Annotated in this window: 15 protein-coding genes and 2 pseudogenes; 1 reads left to right on the forward strand and 16 read right to left on the reverse strand. The window is 37.7% G+C overall.

The window, feature by feature from the left end; genetic code table 11:
- From ACFILN_RS07860 to ACFILN_RS07890, 7 genes and pseudogenes are all read right to left on the reverse strand, one after another.
- Positions 1–984 (reverse strand): annotated as a pseudogene (locus tag ACFILN_RS07860) (hemagglutinin repeat-containing protein); the annotation flags it as partial.
- 575 nt (positions 985–1,559) lie between these two features.
- A complete protein-coding gene (locus ACFILN_RS07865) occupies positions 1,560–2,441 on the reverse strand; it encodes an outer membrane protein (RefSeq protein WP_375631052.1) in 882 nt (293 codons plus the stop codon).
- A gap of 182 nt (positions 2,442–2,623) precedes the next feature.
- Positions 2,624–2,848: an outer membrane protein gene (locus ACFILN_RS07870; RefSeq protein WP_375660864.1), complete on the reverse strand. Its 225-nt coding sequence runs from the start codon at positions 2,846–2,848 to the stop codon at positions 2,624–2,626.
- Positions 2,800–3,000 (reverse strand): hypothetical protein, encoded by a 201-nt coding sequence (locus ACFILN_RS07875; protein ID WP_375660865.1) that lies wholly within the window; start codon positions 2,998–3,000, stop codon positions 2,800–2,802. The genes ACFILN_RS07870 and ACFILN_RS07875 overlap by 49 nt, the downstream gene beginning before the upstream one ends.
- A gap of 818 nt (positions 3,001–3,818) precedes the next feature.
- Complete coding sequence (locus ACFILN_RS07880; protein ID WP_375657906.1) at positions 3,819–4,655, reverse strand: porin; 837 nt, start codon at positions 4,653–4,655, stop codon at positions 3,819–3,821.
- Positions 4,656–4,994: 339 nt separating this feature from the next.
- Positions 4,995–5,828, reverse strand: a complete 834-nt coding sequence (locus ACFILN_RS07885) for an outer membrane protein (protein WP_375631054.1) — start codon at positions 5,826–5,828, stop codon at positions 4,995–4,997.
- Between the two features lie 1,016 nt (positions 5,829–6,844).
- The gene (locus ACFILN_RS07890) at positions 6,845–7,174 is read right to left on the reverse strand and encodes a hypothetical protein (RefSeq protein WP_375660868.1); all 330 of its coding nucleotides are present in this window, start codon (positions 7,172–7,174) and stop codon (positions 6,845–6,847) included.
- Positions 7,175–7,585: 411 nt separating this feature from the next.
- On the opposite strand from ACFILN_RS07890, the pseudogene ACFILN_RS07895 reads away from it, so the two are divergent.
- A pseudogene (locus ACFILN_RS07895) lies at positions 7,586–8,020 on the forward strand (integrase); the annotation flags it as partial.
- Positions 8,021–8,270: 250 nt separating this feature from the next.
- Here the strand turns inward: ACFILN_RS07895 and ACFILN_RS07900 are convergent.
- The 9 genes from ACFILN_RS07900 to pstC form a co-directional block, all read right to left on the reverse strand.
- Complete coding sequence (locus tag ACFILN_RS07900; protein WP_273790559.1) at positions 8,271–8,891, reverse strand: ribonuclease D; 621 nt, start codon at positions 8,889–8,891, stop codon at positions 8,271–8,273.
- Positions 8,884–10,278: a M20/M25/M40 family metallo-hydrolase gene (locus ACFILN_RS07905; RefSeq protein WP_273790560.1), complete on the reverse strand. Its 1,395-nt coding sequence runs from the start codon at positions 10,276–10,278 to the stop codon at positions 8,884–8,886. The genes ACFILN_RS07900 and ACFILN_RS07905 overlap by 8 nt, the downstream gene beginning before the upstream one ends.
- A gap of 84 nt (positions 10,279–10,362) precedes the next feature.
- Positions 10,363–11,238: a bifunctional DNA-formamidopyrimidine glycosylase/DNA-(apurinic or apyrimidinic site) lyase gene (gene mutM / locus ACFILN_RS07910; RefSeq protein ID WP_375631056.1), complete on the reverse strand. Its 876-nt coding sequence runs from the start codon at positions 11,236–11,238 to the stop codon at positions 10,363–10,365.
- Positions 11,239–11,513: 275 nt separating this feature from the next.
- Positions 11,514–12,761: an aminopeptidase gene (locus tag ACFILN_RS07915; RefSeq protein ID WP_375671241.1), complete on the reverse strand. Its 1,248-nt coding sequence runs from the start codon at positions 12,759–12,761 to the stop codon at positions 11,514–11,516.
- Between the two features lie 196 nt (positions 12,762–12,957).
- Entirely contained in the window at positions 12,958–13,794 is an 837-nt protein-coding gene (locus tag ACFILN_RS07920; RefSeq protein WP_375671243.1) for a cell wall hydrolase, read from the reverse strand.
- A gap of 548 nt (positions 13,795–14,342) precedes the next feature.
- Positions 14,343–15,065: a phosphate signaling complex protein PhoU gene (gene phoU / locus ACFILN_RS07925; RefSeq protein WP_273790564.1), complete on the reverse strand. Its 723-nt coding sequence runs from the start codon at positions 15,063–15,065 to the stop codon at positions 14,343–14,345.
- A 21-nt stretch (positions 15,066–15,086) separates the two neighbouring features.
- Entirely contained in the window at positions 15,087–15,845 is a 759-nt protein-coding gene (gene pstB / locus ACFILN_RS07930) for a phosphate ABC transporter ATP-binding protein PstB (protein ID WP_273790565.1), read from the reverse strand.
- Between the two features lie 51 nt (positions 15,846–15,896).
- Positions 15,897–17,186: a phosphate ABC transporter permease PstA gene (gene pstA, locus ACFILN_RS07935; RefSeq protein WP_375631059.1), complete on the reverse strand. Its 1,290-nt coding sequence runs from the start codon at positions 17,184–17,186 to the stop codon at positions 15,897–15,899.
- The gene (gene pstC / locus ACFILN_RS07940; RefSeq protein ID WP_375667900.1) at positions 17,183–18,643 is read right to left on the reverse strand and encodes a phosphate ABC transporter permease subunit PstC; all 1,461 of its coding nucleotides are present in this window, start codon (positions 18,641–18,643) and stop codon (positions 17,183–17,185) included. The genes pstA and pstC overlap by 4 nt, the downstream gene beginning before the upstream one ends.
- Between the last annotated feature and the right edge of the window lie 66 nt (positions 18,644–18,709).

Consider the following 18,709-nt stretch of genomic DNA (forward strand, 5'->3'; position numbering starts at 1 on the left):
CACATTGATATCTTGACCGGAAAGCAGATGAGAAGCAGAAATCTTGGCTTCTCCTTGTGCGTCTAACACGATGTTGCCCGTCGCCCCAAGGATAGAGGAAACCGTTGTGGTATGCGATTGAGATGTATCGGAAGATTTCTCATGCAAAAAGCCACTTGAAGACGATTGTGCTTGCTGATCCAAGTGTTCTTGGGCGCCTTTTATGACAATCTTTCCCCCAGAGTGAATGGTAATATCCGCTTGTTTCTGTTCTCCTGGTGCTTTCTCTCCTGACGTTTCCTCTGCCTTACCGGCTACGAGCGTCGAGGCTACAACTTCCGTGTTGTTTCCGGAATCAATGGCAATGCCTTCACCCCCTGTTATGCTTGACCCCACAACTTGGCGCACATCCATCTTGTTATGCTCAGATTTGCTGCTACTAAACACCCCACCCTCTTTGTGATACGACATCTCATAATGTAAGCTATCCTCTGCATTATTGATGAGAATATCGTTGCTGGCTTTCAGCCCCACCTTGCCATCAGCCGCAATGGAACTACCTGTGATGCTAAGATCATGCGGTTTGCCATCCTGCCCTGCAATGACAGTGGTATCACCTCCCGATTTTATCGAAGAGCCAACGGCATGAGAGGCTTGCATGTCCACTTTCGTGTTTTTGGTGCGAAGATGATACTCCATCTCATCGTTTCTCACCCCTATTGTTATCTCCCCTTGGGCACCAAGACCAACATTACCCTTGGCATCTATATCGGAAGCAGCAATATGGATATCTTTTCCAGAGAGAACAGTGGTCTCTTTTCCAGAACTTAAATGAGAGCCATTGTGTAAAGCAACATGAGATGTTTCACTCCCATTCTGATTGTCCATGCTGTTGCGTGTGGCATCAATCGAAACATTCCTCTCAGCTTGCAAGAGAAGTTTATCCGTTGCTTGAACATCAGAGCCTAAAATATTCAAATCTTTTCCAGAGAGAAGTGGGCTTGATGTACTTTGAAAAATATTTATTTAAAACAAATGTGTGAATACACAACAACAAGTGTATTCCGTTTAGGGCGTTCTGTTTTGCATGAGGAGTATGATCCCATTAAGAAATGCAATAAACAAAAACGTAAAGCTAAATTAAAAGAAGATGATAAAGTTGGAAACTAGTTTTTCTCTTTGTAACTTTATATTCTTCCCCAATGAGGCTGTATTCCCGTTTCAGAACTTACTCTAACAGATATATGTAGTATGCTCGCTCTAATCTAGTATATAAAAGTAGACTAAAGTTCGCCACTGGTTATGATATTGTCCTATTTCTGAGATTAATTAAATACTTTTCACTTAAGTGTAAAATGATAGCCGTAATATAAGATTTTATGTAATAAGTAGTTATAAAATCGCTGCATACTACTAATTCGCCTTTTATAATATAAAACTTTTTTAAGCCTTATAATACAAAATGATACCAATAAAAAATAAAAGAGATTAAGAGAAATAAAATAGAGAGCTAATAAAATAAAGGCCCCGTTAAACGAGGCCTTAGTATTTTTTGTGCTAATAATTTCATTTTTACGAAATTAGAATTTGTAAGCGACACCTACACGGAAGTCATTGGTTTTGTAGTTGAATTCACGTGTATCGTTGGCGAATTTCTTTTTACCAAAATCGGAGTAACGGTATTCTGCACGTAAAAGAACGTTGTCGGTCATTGCAAAGTCAACACCGCCGCCAATAGTGAAACCAACCATTGTCTTCGTGTCATCAGCCCAAGTACCACCAGTCAAATCTACATTTTGCTTAATTGATGGGTTTTCAACCACATCAGCTTTCTGTTCAACTTTAACTCTCTCTCCTTTTCCTGTAACTGATTGAATACCCTGTACCTGCGCATAGGCAATACCACCAGCAACATAAGGCATAATACGGTCAACAGCAGCAAAACCGATACGAACGCGTGTAGCACCAGACCATTTTTCTTTGTAACTGTGCTTTTCCGTTACCTTGTCACCTATTTCAAACCGTTGCTGATCTTTTAATTCAACCTTAGCTTTTTCAAGGGCATTATTAAAAAATGCCACATCTTCTTTAGTAAGAGTCAATTCACGGGCTGTTTTTGATTCTTCACGGTCTGCCCAAACTGCATCGGTTTCAACACCGAGAATGAGACCATTTCCAAGGTCTACGTTAGATCCGGCATAAATCCCACCCATGAAACCAGAAGGACTAGGTGTGTTATCTTTTTTGACAAGTTCTTTATCTTCTCCTGGAATAGTTACTTTAGTTTTACTCGAAAAGTTACCAACTTGACCACCAAGATAAAAGCCTGTCCAAGAAAACGAAGGGGCTGCCGCGATAACTGCTGGGGCTGTTTCACGAGGGATCACCACGTCAGCAGCTTGTGCTGCAGAAGCTGAAATTAAAGCGGCAATAGAAGTTGCTATTAAAGATTTTGTATTCATAATTTTGCTCCTAAATTAACTACAAAACGACCTTACAAGATTATAAATAGAAAAGCTGTAGTAAAAATGTCACAGTCGTACAAATAAAAGCCCAGAAAACAGCGCTTTTGTAAAAGTCAATATCTTTTGGAAATTTAATTTTTTATTAATACTTTTTATTCATAATTGCACTTTTGATGAAATTAGAACTTGTAAGCGATACCTACGTGAAAGTCATTGGTTGTGTAGCCTAGTTTAAGGTAATACTTTTTATATTCCTTCTTACCAAAGTCTGAGTAACGGTACTCCGCACGAAGCAGAACATGATCTGTCATCGCGAAATCTATACCACCACCAAGGGTGAAACCCTCCATCGTTTTTATTTTATCAAATACTGTAGCAGAAACTTCTTTACTTGGCTTACCCATTTGCCAATTTTGTTTGTTCCTGAAACTTTACCAACACCCTGTATTTGCGCATAAGCAATACCATCAGCCACATAAGGCATAATACTGTCAGCGACGGAAAAACCAACACGAACCCGTGTTGCACCAGACCATTTTCTTTGAAACCAATGCAATACACTGCTGTGTCACCCTTTTGAAACTTTTCATTTTCATCCAATGTGACACCAGCATCTTTAAATTCATCATTAAAATCATCAAATTCATCAATCGCAAGAATCTTTGAGACCGTCTTCGTCTCTCCTCAGTCTGCCCAGACTGCATCGGTTTCAACATTTAGAATGAGGACATTTCAAAGATATACGTTGGAACCTAAAATAAATACCACCTATGAAACCTGAAGGCTTAGGTAGTGCATCTTTATCTGAAGTTTTTTTCTTTTGTCTCTAAATCAAATACATAAACTTTGACTTGAAAAGTTGCCAACTTGACCACCAAGATAAAAACCTGTCTAAAAAAACGAAAGAGCTATGATAACTGTTGGAGCTTTTTTTACGAGGAATGACAATATCAGCAGCTTGTGCCGCAGAAGCTGTAGTCATAGCGATAATAAAAGTTGTTACTGAAGATTTTATATTCGTAAACTTTGCTCCTCATTTATTTACGAGCACAGTATTATACGACTACAAAAAAACGCTGTAGTAAAATGATACAATCATAGGAAACGAAAGCTGACGCAAGATAAAGTCATTTCATAACTTCACGTTTCACAAGAAATTGTAAGTTATGAATACGTATAATTCATTGATTTTACCGCGTAATTATTGCCTGTCGTTTATAAAAATCTTTTTAAGGAAATCTGAATAATATCTTTTACACCGCCAATAAATATGGAGTGTGTAATAATATAACAATAGAAAAATAACAGAGGCTCCGTCTTTAACAGAGCCTCATGACAATTTATTTTATCTTCATCATTTCGTTGTTGACGAAATTAGAATTTGTATGCAACACCTACACGGAAATCATTGGTTTTGTAAGCTATTTTATCCCCGTCCTTTACAAATGCTTTTTTACCAAAGTCTGAGTAACGGTATTCTGCACGCAACAGAACATTGTCTGTCATTGCAAAGTCAATACCACCACCTACAGTGAAACCAACCATCGTTTTCGTTTCATCAAACACTTTAGCAGAAGCGATTTCGGCACCATCAGCTCCTTCCGCCTTAAGAGAATCGACTATCTGGAGCTGCGTATAAGCAATACCACCAGCAACATAAGGCATAATGCGATCAACGGCTGCAAAACCAACACGAACGCGTGTAGCACCAGACCATTTTTCTTTTATAGAGGTGCTATCTACACGTTTGTCAGTCGCCACGATACCAGCAATATTTTTTCCTGTAGCAGGTGTAGCTTTCGCTGCTATAAGCTCATCTTTGAAAGCATCAAGGCCAATTGCTCCAATGACTGCTGAATGCGCTTTTGAATCTTCGCGGTCAGCCCAGACGGCATCAGTTTCAACACCTAGAATGAGGCCATTTCCAAGATCCACGTTAGAACCTACATAAATACCCCCCATGAAACCGGAAGGCTTAGGTGTCCAGTCTTTATCTGTAATTTTCTTTTTTGTTTCTGAATCATATTCATCAACTTTACCTGAAAAGTTACCAACTTGACCACCGATATAAAAGCCTGTCCAAGAAAATGAAGGGGCTGCTGCGATGACTGCTGGGGCTGTTTCATGAGGGATGACAACATCAGCAGCTTGTGCTGCAGAAGCTGCCGCTATAGCGATAACAGAAGTTGTTACTAAAGATTTTATATTCATAAACTTTGCTCCTAATTTATTTATGAGCACAGTGCTACAAGATTACAGAAAGAAAAGCTGTAGTAAAAATGATACAGTCACAGAAAATGGAGGGCACATCCCAGACAAAATTGCTTCATAACTTGATTTTGTACGAGAAACCTAAAGATATATATATATATATATATATTATTGATTTTTAAATGTAATTCTTGTTTGTTGTCTATGAATTTTTTTAAGAAAATCTGAATAATATCTTTTCACATCCACAATAAATTATGTATTGTGTGATAATATAGCAACAAAGAATAACAAAGGCTCTATCTTTGACAGAGCCTCTGTTATTTTACTTACCATCTTTTAAAATTTGTAAGCAACACCAACACGGAAGTCATTGGTTTTGTAAGATGTCTCATATTTATCATTTGAGAATTTCTTTTTACCAAAATCTGAGTAACGATATTCCGCACGGACAATAACGTTATTGGTCATGGCTAAATCAACACCAGCACCAAGCGTGTAACCAACAAGGGTCTTTGTTTCATCAGACAGAGTACCAGAAGCTATTACTTTATCTGAATCTTTCCCTGTTATTGAAATCAATGCACTATCTTGAAGCTGTGTATAGGCGATACCACCAGCAACATAAGGCATAATGCGTTCAGCTGCAAAACCAATACGTACACGTGTCGCACCAGCCCACTTTTCTTTAAAAGTGAAACTGTGGGTTCGTTTATCACCAGGTACAAGCGCATCTTTACCAATATTAATTCCAGATTCTGTTAATATCTTCTTAATATAATTTATGTGATCTGGAAGAATAACATATGTTTTTCCTGTCTTCGTGTCATCTTTATTAGACCACATGATATCTGTATCAACACCTAAAATAAGGCCATTGCCGAGATCAACGTTGGAACCTGCGTAAAAACCACCCATGAAACCAGATAGTTTAGGCAAAAGGTCATCAGGTGCTGGAATCTTTTTTCCGTTACTGAGAATATCCATTTTCGTCTTACCCGAAAAACCACCAATCTGCCCCCCAACATAAAAACCTGTCCAAGAAAAAGTTGGAGCAACAATAACAGGAGCAACAGGTGTTGGACTGGGGGGAACAATAACATCTGCTGCTTGAGCTGCTGAAGCTGAAACAAAAGCGAAAGCAGAAGCTGTTATTAACCATTTCATATTCATATTTTCTCTCCATAGCTGAATATTTATTTGAACACACCATTTCATATAGAGCCCCATCTTCAGATATCTGTAGCAAAAATGATACACTTATAAAAAAAACAAAAAGCCAATCAAAGTACCCTTAATTGCTTGATCTGTAATAAATGAGAATTAAACTATGCCCATGCACAAATGATCTCTTTTCCTCACGTTTTCTCTCCTTTATCATTTTGATAAAAAAACTGCGCCACAGTACCCTCCGTGTAAAGCGTGTGCTATTGACATAAAAATATAATATATTGATTTATAATGAAAAAATATCTTTTATATTAATTCGTCTGCAATATTGAAGATGTTCTTATCTTAAGCCTTTTTATATTAAAGCCCCCCAGCACCTCACAAACGTGCAAGTGTGTGAATAAATAAAACTATTTAAAAGCTAAAATGCTTCCTATTAATACTCTCAATATTGTAATAGTGAAGACCGTTACAATATTGAGAGCAGCTAAATGTAACTGTTCCATTTAAATTCATACAAACAACGTTTTTAGCTTCATCCTGCGTATAACCAAATGTGAATAGCTCTTTGATTATTTTTTCATCACTGTAAAGAATGCTTGTACCCGACAGAACAAGATCTCCACTACCCTATGAACTGCAACAAGATTACATGCAATTTCATTACATTTGCTCTTTGTTTTTAATTTAGGCATTTATTCCTTTTTGACATACTTACCATTTTTTTCTTCTCTCAACCTTATAGTAAAGTCTTTTTCAGAGCTTCAGCCTTATTTGTAGGCTATCATTTCATACTCCTTTACAAGACGAAATTGAAAAAAATACCTAAAGACAAACAACCGGTATGATAAACATTAAAACTTATATAGAAATCTCCTTAAAGCTGAAAAAATGAGAAATCTTTCTTAAAGTTTTCAAACCACCCCTTGCTTTAAAAATCATGAATTTGGCAGAAAAAATATCCCTCTTTTTCAACTTCAAAGCATATATTATACTTCTTGATGTTGTTTTTTCACTTTTTAAAAACTCATTGGACCTCGTGCAAATGGGTTTGGCCGTCCTCTTTTCCCTGGTCTTCTTTTAGGATAATGATCTCTTTTTTTACCAGAATGTAACACAGGTACTAACTTAGCTGCTGTTATACATTCGCTGTTATTTGTGCAAGAAAGTTCTATCTGAAAAACTTCAGATAATAACTTGCGAAGCTGTTCAGCAGAAAAAAGACCTATTGGAGGAACAGCCGAAGATGCTCTCTGTATAAGGTTTTGAGACGCTAAAAAACTTGCACCTTGAGCCATAGAGATTGAAGCAAAAGTAGCAAAAGCTGTAATAAAATATTTTATATTCATAAATTTAACCTCATCAAATATTCATAATGGATTTTATCTAGTACCTTCATTGCAAATTTCTAGAGAAAAATAATATGTTTATAGATAAAAAGTGAAAATCCTTAAAAATAAAGCTTTGGAGCATTTTGCTTTTAAAATAAAAGCAAATTGCCCTGCTCTGCCAACATAGAAATTACTTATTGAGTAATAAATAAAGGCACGAAGTATCGTCTGAAAATAATAAACTATACGAACTTCATATAATATACTGATTTATAATGATAATTTAGCGTTATTCATATTGACTGAGAACCCTAAACATCATAAGATTCTCTCATTCAAAATCTTTTTCATGTTGAATCAATTAAAACCATTTGTTTGCACGTTATAAGTTGGAAGAGCTGTGTGGATAAAAAACACTAAAAAACTAAAATGTCTCTTATGAACCGTGCCAAGGGCTACACAACATTGGGAGTTGGCAAAGTGGTGTGATGGTAGCAGCTTGTTACTCCGTAAGCGTAAAAATGGGAGTGCTCAATGAATTTTATATCATATTTTTGGGGGCTTTATCGTTATACCATTCATAAGCGCCGCTGTAAAATGGATTTGGGTGCCGGTTTCTTTAAAAAAGCACATGAATTAGCAACACAAATATATTCCGTTTAGGGCGTTCTGTTTTACACGAAGAACGTAAATCCATTAAAAACATGAGGCAATGCGTAATCTCTATTATTTAACAGACATTGCTTTAAATACTTGTGAGAGTCGTAAAGCCGAATTAAAAATGATGGTAAAGATGAGATTTGTTTTTTACATTTACACATTCATATTCTCCCCCAATTAGGCTGTATACCGGTTGCAGAGATTTAAGTCTTCCAACCTACCGTATGTTTTCAGCCTCTCCTCAAAATTGCTTTGTTTCAAATAAAAGCTGTTACAAAAATAAAAAATATGAATTCGCAAAAGTACTTTTATTACCTAAACTTCAAATGAAATAGCACTTAAGAATTTATTATAATTCTTATCAGAAAAGATGAGAGGATAAAATGTCCATAATGTACAAGCATTTTGTCCTCTCACATCAATAATTAACTCCATTAAAAAGCCAATTTTAAAGTTAGCTATGCGCAAAAATATCAACTTCCGCCCATCCTAAAAGATCAAGCCTAGCTCTCATAGGCAAAAATTGAAAGCATGCCTTGGCAACATTTTCTCGCTCTTCACGTCTTAAACGTTCTTCAAATATAACCTTTAAACGATGCAAATATAACACATCCGACGCAGCATATTCAATTTGCGCCTGTGATAACGTTTCTGCCGCCCAATCCGAAGATTGTTGCTGTTTAGAAATATTCACATTCAGCAATTCATTACAAATTTCTTTCAAGCCATGACGATCCGTGTAAGTACGCGTGAGTTTCGAAGCAATCTTTGTACAAAAAATAGCCTCTGGCATAACACCAAATGTATGTGCTAAAATAGCAAGATCAAAACGCCCAAAATGGAATATTTTTACGACTGCTTTATCTTTAAGAAGCTTGACCAAATTAGGTGCATTCTTTTGTCCTTTAGCAATCTGTATAATATCGGCAGTACCATCTCCAGAAGAAAGCTGAACAACGCATAAACGATCACGATGGGGTTGTAATCCTAAAGTTTCGGTATCAATCGCAACAGCATCAGTTTGATAATTATCTAAGTTTGGTAAATCACCTTGATGAACACGAATCTCAGCCATTTACCCTCCTATTTGCTAAAGCTGCAAGAATACGCGCCCAAGACCGCTGCCCCTTATGAAATGATTTTAAATTATACTTTTCATTAGGCGAATGAATACGGTCATCAGCCAGTCCAAAACCAACCAAAAGAGTTTCCATGCCAAGAATTGACCGAAAATCTGCTACAATTGGGATCGAGCCCCCCATGGCTGTCAAGACAGCAGGCACTTCCCACTCTTGTGATAAGGCATCCTTCGCCTCCTTGATAAAAGATGAATCATCAGAAATCTGAAGTGCCGGAGAAGAACCGTGATTCTTAAATTCAACCTTACAATCAGCAGGAATTGAGCTACGTACATAATCACGCAACGCTTGGCGTATTTTCTCTGGATCTTGCTTATGCACCAAACGACACGATACTTTTGCACTCGCTTGAGAAGCAATAACCGTTTTCATCCCTTCCCCTTCATAGCCGCCACTAATACCATTAATTTCCATGGTAGGACGTGCCCATACAAGCTCTAAAATGCTCCGCCCTTTTTCACCAGCTGGAACGGAAAGTCCTATAGGACCAAGAAAATTTTCAGCAGTACAATTAAGCGCATTCCATGATTGTAAAATATGTGGAGGTGTTTCTTCTACTCCATCATAAAAGCCAGGAAGTGTTGCCCTATTATTTTCATCGTGAAGTCCTGCTAAGATTTTCGTTAAAATACGAATGGGATTAGCTGCTACTCCTCCAAAATAACCAGAATGCAAATCACGATTAGCTGCTGTGATAATAATCTCTTCTGCCATAATTCCCCGAAGAGAAAGAGCAATAGATGGAGTATTCGCATCCCACATTGACGTGTCACAAACCAATGCATAATCTGCCTTAAGTTCATCTGTATTTGCTTTTAAAAAAGGAATAAGGGAAGGAGAAGCACTCTCTTCCTCGCCTTCACATAAAATAGTAACTTTAATAGGAAGCTGCCCTGTTTCTTTCTTAAATGCACGACATGCTTCAATAAAAGTCATCAACTGACCTTTGTCATCTGAAGCTCCACGAGCACAAATAACTTTCTCTCCATCTCTCTCTTTTAAAGAAGGTGTAAATGGATCATCCTCCCATAAACTCAATGGATCAACAGGTTGAACATCATAATGTCCGTAAAACAACACATGCAAACAATCATCTGAAGGTCCAGGATGATGCCCAACAACCATTGGATGCCCCGGTGTATCACGGCGTGAAGCCTCAAAACCGATGCTTTTTAAATCCTCTACTAACCAATCAGCTGCTTTACGACATGCATCCTTGTAAGCCGAGTCTGTAGAAATCGATTGAAAACGTAAAAGAGAAAAAAGGCGTTCAAGGCTCTTCTCTATATTTCCATCAAGATGTGTTAGTACTTTATTCAGCATAAAAAAAACCTTTCAAGCCTTGTGTAATTATATTATAGATACGATGACTTTAAGCCTCTTGTAAGATTTTGCAAGACGCCTTATTCATTTTTGACATTGTGAGCAGTAAAAACTTGAACGTCCAGCCTGTAAAATGCGCATAATAGGCGCTCCACATTCCAAACATTGCTTGCCTTCTCGTCCATAAACTGAAAAAGCATGCTGAAAATAACCAAGTGAACCATCTATATGCATATAATCACGTAAAGAAGAGCCACCAGACAAAATGGCTTCAGAAATCACATTACGTATATTTTGTGCTAAAGAATCTGCAAATTCACGTGCCCGTGCCGTTTGTGATGCCAATGTAAATGCACCACGTTGTGGAGACAAACGACTCCGCCAAAGTGCTTCGCAAACATAAATATTCCCAAGACCTGCAACAATAGACTGATCAAGTAAAACACCCTTGAGAGACATTTTTTTATTAACAAAAGCCTTTTGTAAATAACGACCAGAAAACGAATTACTCATAGGTTCAAGACCTAGCTTATTTAAAAGTGGATGTTCATAAAGCTTATCCGTATCGACTAAAAGCATAAACCCAAAGCGACGCACATCATTATAAATAAGATGATAAACTTCACCATTCTTTGTCTGAATATCCATGACAAAATGATCATGCTTAACCAATTTACTTGTCGTTGAAAAAACTGTTCTTAAAAGATCATTCTCTATACGCCATGAACCAGACATTCCTAAATGGCTTAAAATCGTTTCATTCTGAGAAAGATGAAATAATAAATATTTTGCACGCCGACCAAGTTCTATAATTGTTCTGCCAATAAGGCGCTCAGAAAAAGCCTCAGGAAAAGGAAAGCGCAAATCTCTACGATTAAGTTTGACAGATACTATCTTTGCATCAGTTACAACGGACTCAAGTCCACGACGAACTGTCTCTACTTCAGGAAGCTCAGGCATTACTCTTCTTTAATAATTATACACTTTCCAATCGTATCTCTGATAAATTGACTTCTTCCCACCCCCCTCAAAGAACGAAGACTTCCTCTACATCTACTAAACAAATTCTTGATGAGTGGATTTTACTTGGATTCCTACTCATGTGAATCATTTAACTAAAGGCTTTATGGACAAACCCTGCCTTGAATATATACCACACACTCTAAAATACTTAACGTATCAATGAGGCTTACATCCCACCCCACCTCAAATGACCGTGTTTTATGGTAACAAAATTAAGCCCATTCACCCTTACGAAATACAGGAACTCTTACACCATCTTGGGTAATGCCATCTATATCAATTTCACCAGAACCAATCATCCAGTCAATATGAATGACACTTTTATTCCCACCACGTGCTGCAATCTCTTCTGACGTCAATGATGCCCCATCTAAAAAGCATTTGGAATAACACTGCCCTAAAGCAATATGACATGCAGCATTTTCATCAAATAAGGTATTATAAAAAAGGAGGCCACTCTTAGAAATTGGTGAAGAATGGGGCACAAGGGCAACTTCACCCAACCGGCTTGCACCCTCATCACTTTGCAAAACCTGCTGTAAAACTTCTTGGCCTGTTGATGCACGAGCCTCAACAATACGCCCTGCGTCAAAACGTACTTCAATATTATCAACCAGAGTTCCTTGATAGGAAAGGGGCTTTGTTGAGCGAACGAAACCTTCAACCTTATGAGCATGAGGAGTCGTGAAAACTTCTTCTGTCGGAATATTCGGATTGCAAATAACACCATTTTGAGCAATAGATGCACCGCCATGCCATTCATGATCATCTGCCAAACCAACCGTCAAATCAGTTCCTGGCCCTGTAAAGTGTAAGGCAGAAAAACGCTGCTCATTAAGCCAAGATGATCGTTTCTTCAAATGTGCATTATGGACAGTCCACGCCTGTACCGGATCTTCTTCTGTAACACGTGAAGCAGAAAAAATTGCATCAGCTAATTTTTTAATCGCCTCATTAAGCGATAAAGAAGGAAACATCGCCTCAGCCCACCCTGCTGTTGGATAAGCAACAATCGACCAATTCATAGCAAAATTTGATATTTGCTTGAGTGCCGGCTGATAAGCTATTGAAGTGGCTTTATTTAAACGTGCAACCTTATCAAAATCCTGATTGGAAAGGAGCAAAGGATTATCACCAACAATCGCTAAACGCGCTGCCCCATTTTCAAAAGCCTTTGCCATTCCCTCATAAAGCCAAGAAGGAGCACAATCAAAACTAGCTGTATGAGCATTTTCAAACCGTGTAAGCGATAACATATCATCACTAAAAATTGGTGTAATGACACCAGCACCAACCTTATAAGCATGATATGCAATACGCCGAACAAAAGGTAACGCTGAAACTGGAGCAGTTAAAACAAGATCTTGCCCCTCTTGTAAATTCAACCCCACTTTCACTGTAATTTCTGCAAGACGATTAAGCATTTCAGGCGAAATTGTCTCATGAATATCAAAGTACATTACCAATACCCTTCTTTAAATAAAATGCGTTCTTTATGTCGTCATATTATAAATTGTTTTTCAGATCCTTTGAGTTCACTTTCTCTACGTATACTTATGCATATCATTACGTATACTTATGCATATCATTATCGCTAAAATTCACTTAATTCATAAACCGCAATGGGTGTATAACCCTTCTTTGGTCATGAAAAACTTACCAGTTTCTGTGTCGTTTTTCTAACATTGCAACAATTGCATTTAACTGATCAGATGAAGGTAAAGCCATAATCGTTTTATTTTCCTCTTTCCTAGCTAGATGTTGAGGTGCATAGGCAGGGATAGGAACTTTATCAAGCTGTACCATAGCAAAAGGCGCAGGATGTGCCATCTTGGACTGTGCTACTTCTGTCGAAGGAGATGTACTTTTCTCTGCCTTTACGCCCCTACTCTCTAAGCCTTCATCTATAAAGCTTGGCGCATGACCAGAACGTTCTTGAGCAAAAGCATAAGCAACATCATAAGGGCGATTATTTGTAGGAACTTGAAGTTCCCCATCACGTGATCGTTTTTCATAAAAAGCATTTCCCCCTGCAACCTGAACATAATGCATGTTTTTATACGGAAAAGACAAACCAGCGGTATGAAAAAACTTAGCGTGTTTAACTTTCTTATCTCGTTCACCCCGTAAAACGGCATCAGCTGCCTCTCTTACACGAGCAACAGATGCTTTCTCCGTCATAGGACGCGTTAAAACACCAGGAGCAAATTGCCTATATTGACCAACAACACCACAAATCGTCTTAGGATAGGCGGTCGAATTAACACGATTCATAACAACCGTTCCAACGGCAATCATTCCTTCACGGCTTGTGCGATTTGATTCAAAATACATCGCTCGCATAAGACATTGACGCTCTGTCAATGGATATGTAACCGTTTTTGTCTTATTATTATTTATTTTTCCAGCATCTAAATGACTTGAAGCACATCCCACAACAACTAACGGCGCTACACAACAGGTAACAAAAACATTCCAACGATTTTTTTTCATCTTATGCAACACATTCCTATAATCTCTGAGATATTCAAGTCTTGAAATGAGCTTTAAATGTATCTCTCAATAAAGTACATAGCTAATTGTTACCACTCAGCAAAATTTTAATACAAGAGGTAATCAAAAAGTATCTATGCAAAATAAAAAATAAAAAACTCTTAATTTACAGATCAATATTGTTATTATTCATGGTTCAATATAGGCTATAATAACCCATACGTTTCAATTATAGTAAAATAACGCTATCCATTTCTTCTACATACGAAAAATAATACAGATATCCCCTTTAATATAAAATTTTAACAAAATGATCTGAAAGGAAATTCCCCTAGAAAACTCCCCTCCGGCCACAATACGAGTGATGATATCATCTAATATACAAATATGTCAAACCAAGAGTTAGCAATCTGCCACGCTTCTCTGAAAAAACTCTTTGTTGCTTCTTTGTGCTTTTCCATAAGACGGTTATCTTATTCTTTCTATAGCTGCACTGTAAGAAAATACTCACATATCTACAAACTTATTTTATACATATAAGAAAAATTTTAATCTATTTTCTTCTCACCTACTCCAACTTTATAAGTAAGGTCATCGCGAGGACGATCAGAGGACATATGGTAACCCGTTATGATATAATGCAGCATTTCAGCAATATTAGTAACATGATCACCAATTCGTTCAATATTCTTTAAACAAAACAGTAAGTGCGTACAAACCGTAATATTGCGCATATCTTCCATCATATACGTCAAAAGTTCACGAAAAAGAGAAGTATACAAAGCATCAATCTTCTCATCACGCTCACGCACCGCGTCAACACGCTCTAATAGGCGACTCGTATAAGCATTTAAGACTTCTTTTAATTGATTGAGTGCTAAAGCTGTAATTGTTTCAAGCCCATGATAAACAGAAGCAGATTGTCGTATTTCTGAAAGTGCAACCGTCCTTTTAGCAATGTTTTTGGCCATATCCCCAATCCGCTCAAGATCAGAAGAAATACGAATGGCTCCAATAATTTCACGCAAATCGACAGCCATCGGTTGGCGTTTGCAAATAATAGCAACCGCTTTTTCATCAATGTCACGTTCTGCTTCATCTAAAAATACATCATCGGCAATCACTGTCGTTGCAAGTTGAAGATCACTACACACAACCGATGCGACAGAACGTTCAATCATCCTTTCTGCATGGCTCCCCATTTCTATAATCCTTGCTCTTAAATATTTTAGTTCTGCATCATAAGAACGGACAGTATGGTTCATAGACATATCTTACACTCCTCAATTCACCTATCCAAAACGCCCCGTAATATAATCTTGTGTCCGTTGCTCTTTTGGTGAGGTAAAGATCATTTCAGTCGCACCAACTTCTACCAAATGCCCTAAATGAAACATAGCCGTATATTGAGAAACACGTGCAGCCTGTTGCATAGAATGCGTTACGATAACAATTGTATAATTTTGCCGTAATGCATCGATAAGCTCTTCAATCCGTGCTGTCGCAATAGGATCAAGAGCTGAACAAGGCTCATCCATCAAAATAACTTCAGGACTAACCGCAATAGCACGTGCAATACACAAACGCTGTTGTTGTCCCCCTGATAAACTTGTTCCAAGATCATGAAGACGGTCTTTTACTTCTTCAAACAAACCTGCCTGCCTCAAACTCTTTTCAACGACATCATGCAATTCAGAGCGCGTTTTTACTAAACCATGAATGCGTGGACCATACGCAACATTCTCAAATATAGATTTTGGAAAAGGACTGGGCTTTTGAAAAACCATTCCAACACGAGCGCGCAATTCTACAACATCAATCCGTGTGTCATAAATATTCTCCCCATCTAAGGTAATAAGACCGGTTGTTTTAGCGCCTTCAATCGTATCATTCATACGGTTAAAACAACGCAAAAAAGTCGACTTTCCGCATCCTGATGGACCAATCAAAGCAGTTACTTGATGTTCAGGAATATCAAGTGTAATACCGTGGAGTGCTTCTTTGTCTCCATAAGAAACCTTCACATCCTCACCACGCATTTTAATCTTCATTACAAAAATTCACCTTACAAAAATCTTATCAAAGTTGTTATTTTATTAAAATTACTGGCGGCGTTCAAATCGTCGTCGTAAAAAAACCGCAGAAATATTCATGATCGCAAGAAAAATCATCAATACAATAATAGCACCTGATGTCTTTTCAACAAAAGCACGCTCTGCTTCCCCCGCCCACATAAAAATTTGAACAGGCAAAGCCGTTGCTGGATCCATGGGGGTCGTAGGAATATTAACAACAAAAGCAACCATTCCAATCAAAAGCAAAGGAGCTGTTTCACCCAAAGCCTGAGCAATTCCAATAATTGTGCCTGTCAAAATGCCAGGCGCTGCTAAAGGAACAACATGATGAAAAATCATTTGTGTTTTTGATGCTCCCAGTCCTAAAGCTGCTGCACGAATAGAGAGAGGAACAGCACGCAGAGCAGAACGTGTTGCAATAATGATCGTGGGAAGAGTCATGAGCGCTAAAACAAGACCACCAACAAAGGAGGCTGAACGTGGTAATCCTAAAAAATTAACAAAAAAAGAGAGTCCTAAAAGACCAAACACAATCGAAGGAACAGCTGCAAGATTATTGATATTAACCTCTATAAAATCTGTAAATTTATTTTTGCGTGCATATTCTTCCAAATAAAGAGCCGTTGCTATGCCTATTGGAAGTGAAACTAATAAAACGATGCCTATCATATAAAGAGAACCAATAATCGCAACACCTAATCCCGCAGTCTCAGGACGACTTGAAGCGCCAAATGTAAAAAAACCAATATTAAATGTTTTATGAAGCGTACCATCATGCGCTAAACGTTTTATCCATTCCACTTGTCGATTAGAAACTTTACGGTTTTTTTCTGCTACACGCAGATCAATCTGTCCCTTATAAGCAGAATCAATATCCGCAGATGCCAAAACTTTAACTTTTTGCATTGTGCCAATCAATTTTGGATTCTTTGTCACCATTTCACGTAGTTGAACGCGGACACCATTTGAAAACATACGGTTAACGTCCCGAAGAGAGGCTCGATCATTTTGATTGATATTAAGTTTCTTCGCTAAAGCATTGCGTACAAGAAGTGGATAATTCGCCGTCATGAGAACTTGTGGTTTTGTTTTACGTTGACCACTTGGATCGATGATCTTTTCATCCAAATAAATCGACAATGTCATTTCACTTTGAAAAAAAGCTGTATAACCCTGACTAATGATAGACCATAAAAGCGCAAATAAAAAAAACAAACCAATAAAAATGGCAATCAAACCATAGGCACGAAAACGACGTTCAGCCCAATATCGACGCTTGAGACTAATATTGCGACGAGGAAAAAAATCTTCATTCATTCATATTGTTCCCGATATTTACGCACAATATAAAGAGCCAGAATATTCATCAAAAGTGTCATAACAAAAAGCGTCATCCCTAAGGCAAAAGCCACCAGAGTTTGTGGAGAATTAAACTCAAAATCACCGGTCAATTGATTAACAATCTTAACAGTCATCGTAGTCATTGCTTCGAAAGGATTGAGTGTTAAGTTTGCTGCAACACCTGCCGCCAAAACCACAATCATTGTTTCTCCAATTGCACGCGATGCCGTCAACAATATAGCCCCCATAATCCCTGGAAGCGCTGCTGGTATAACAACTTTTTTAATTGTTTCAGATTGTGTTGCGCCTAAACCATAAGAACCTTCACGTAAAATGCGTGGAACAGCCGTAATAACATCATCCGATAAAGAGGAAACAAAAGGTATCAACATAATTCCCATCACAACTCCAGCGGTCAAAACACTTTGTGCCATAATAAAACCAACCCCACCTGAGAGAGAAACAGAAAGATCACGTAAAAATGGTCCTACAACCTTCAAAGCAAAAAAACCATAAACAATGGTTGGGATGCCAGCAAGAACTTCCAATAATGGTTTTACAATTGCTCGCAATCGCGCAGAAGCATACTCAGCCATATAAAGAGCTGAAAATAGTCCTATAGGTACAGCAAAAAGCATGGCAACAAATGCAATATAAAGCGTACCAGCAAGAAGCGGTATTAAACCAAATTGCCCTACTTCATCGCCTGAACCGCTCGCGGAAAAACGTGGATCCCAAACTGTTCCTAAAAAGAAATTTGAAAAGGATACAGACTGAAAAAAGCTTACTGTCTGAAAAAGCATAGAAAGCGCAATGGCTATTGTTGTCAAGACTGCAACAATAGATGCACAAATCAATCCAATAATAATAAAAGATTCAACCTTATTACGCGCACGTTGATGAGGCGCAATTTGCATCATTCCACAGATAAAACCAAAGGACGCAATAGCAAAAAGGAAAACATAACCTATAAATTTAAGCTTTTCAGAAGAAAATACCCACGACTGTGCTATTTTGAACACATCATCCGATGATTCATCGGGTAAAATCAATCCCTTCGCGAGTAATTGTGCCTGCACTTCCTTATAGGAAGCGCTAGAAAGATTCCCCTCAAAACGATGAATCTTTTTGACGAGACTTCGAAGTGTCTCCCAAAGTAGATCGTGATTTACAGGCTCTGTTACATGCGCACTATACGCCTCAAGCTCTCGAGAGGCATTATATTCTAAATAAATTGTACTCCCAGCATCCCAAACAATTAAAAAAATAAAAGCTGGAATAACAGTAATCAAAAATGTCCACCAGCCATAATAATACGCACGAGAATGCATTTTATGTTGTCTGTATTCAAGAATGCGTGCTCGCATATAAGAAATACAAAAACCACAAAATCCAAAAATCAATAATAACAAAATAATAAAGGAAATGCGCATTTTATCTTTCAGTTTTTATAAAAAAATAGCATCCAAATTTCCTATCCCAGAAATCCAACAATTTTT

It is taken from the genome of Bartonella sp. CL434QHHD, assembly GCF_042195145.1.
GTDB lineage: Bacteria > Pseudomonadota > Alphaproteobacteria > Rhizobiales > Rhizobiaceae > Bartonella.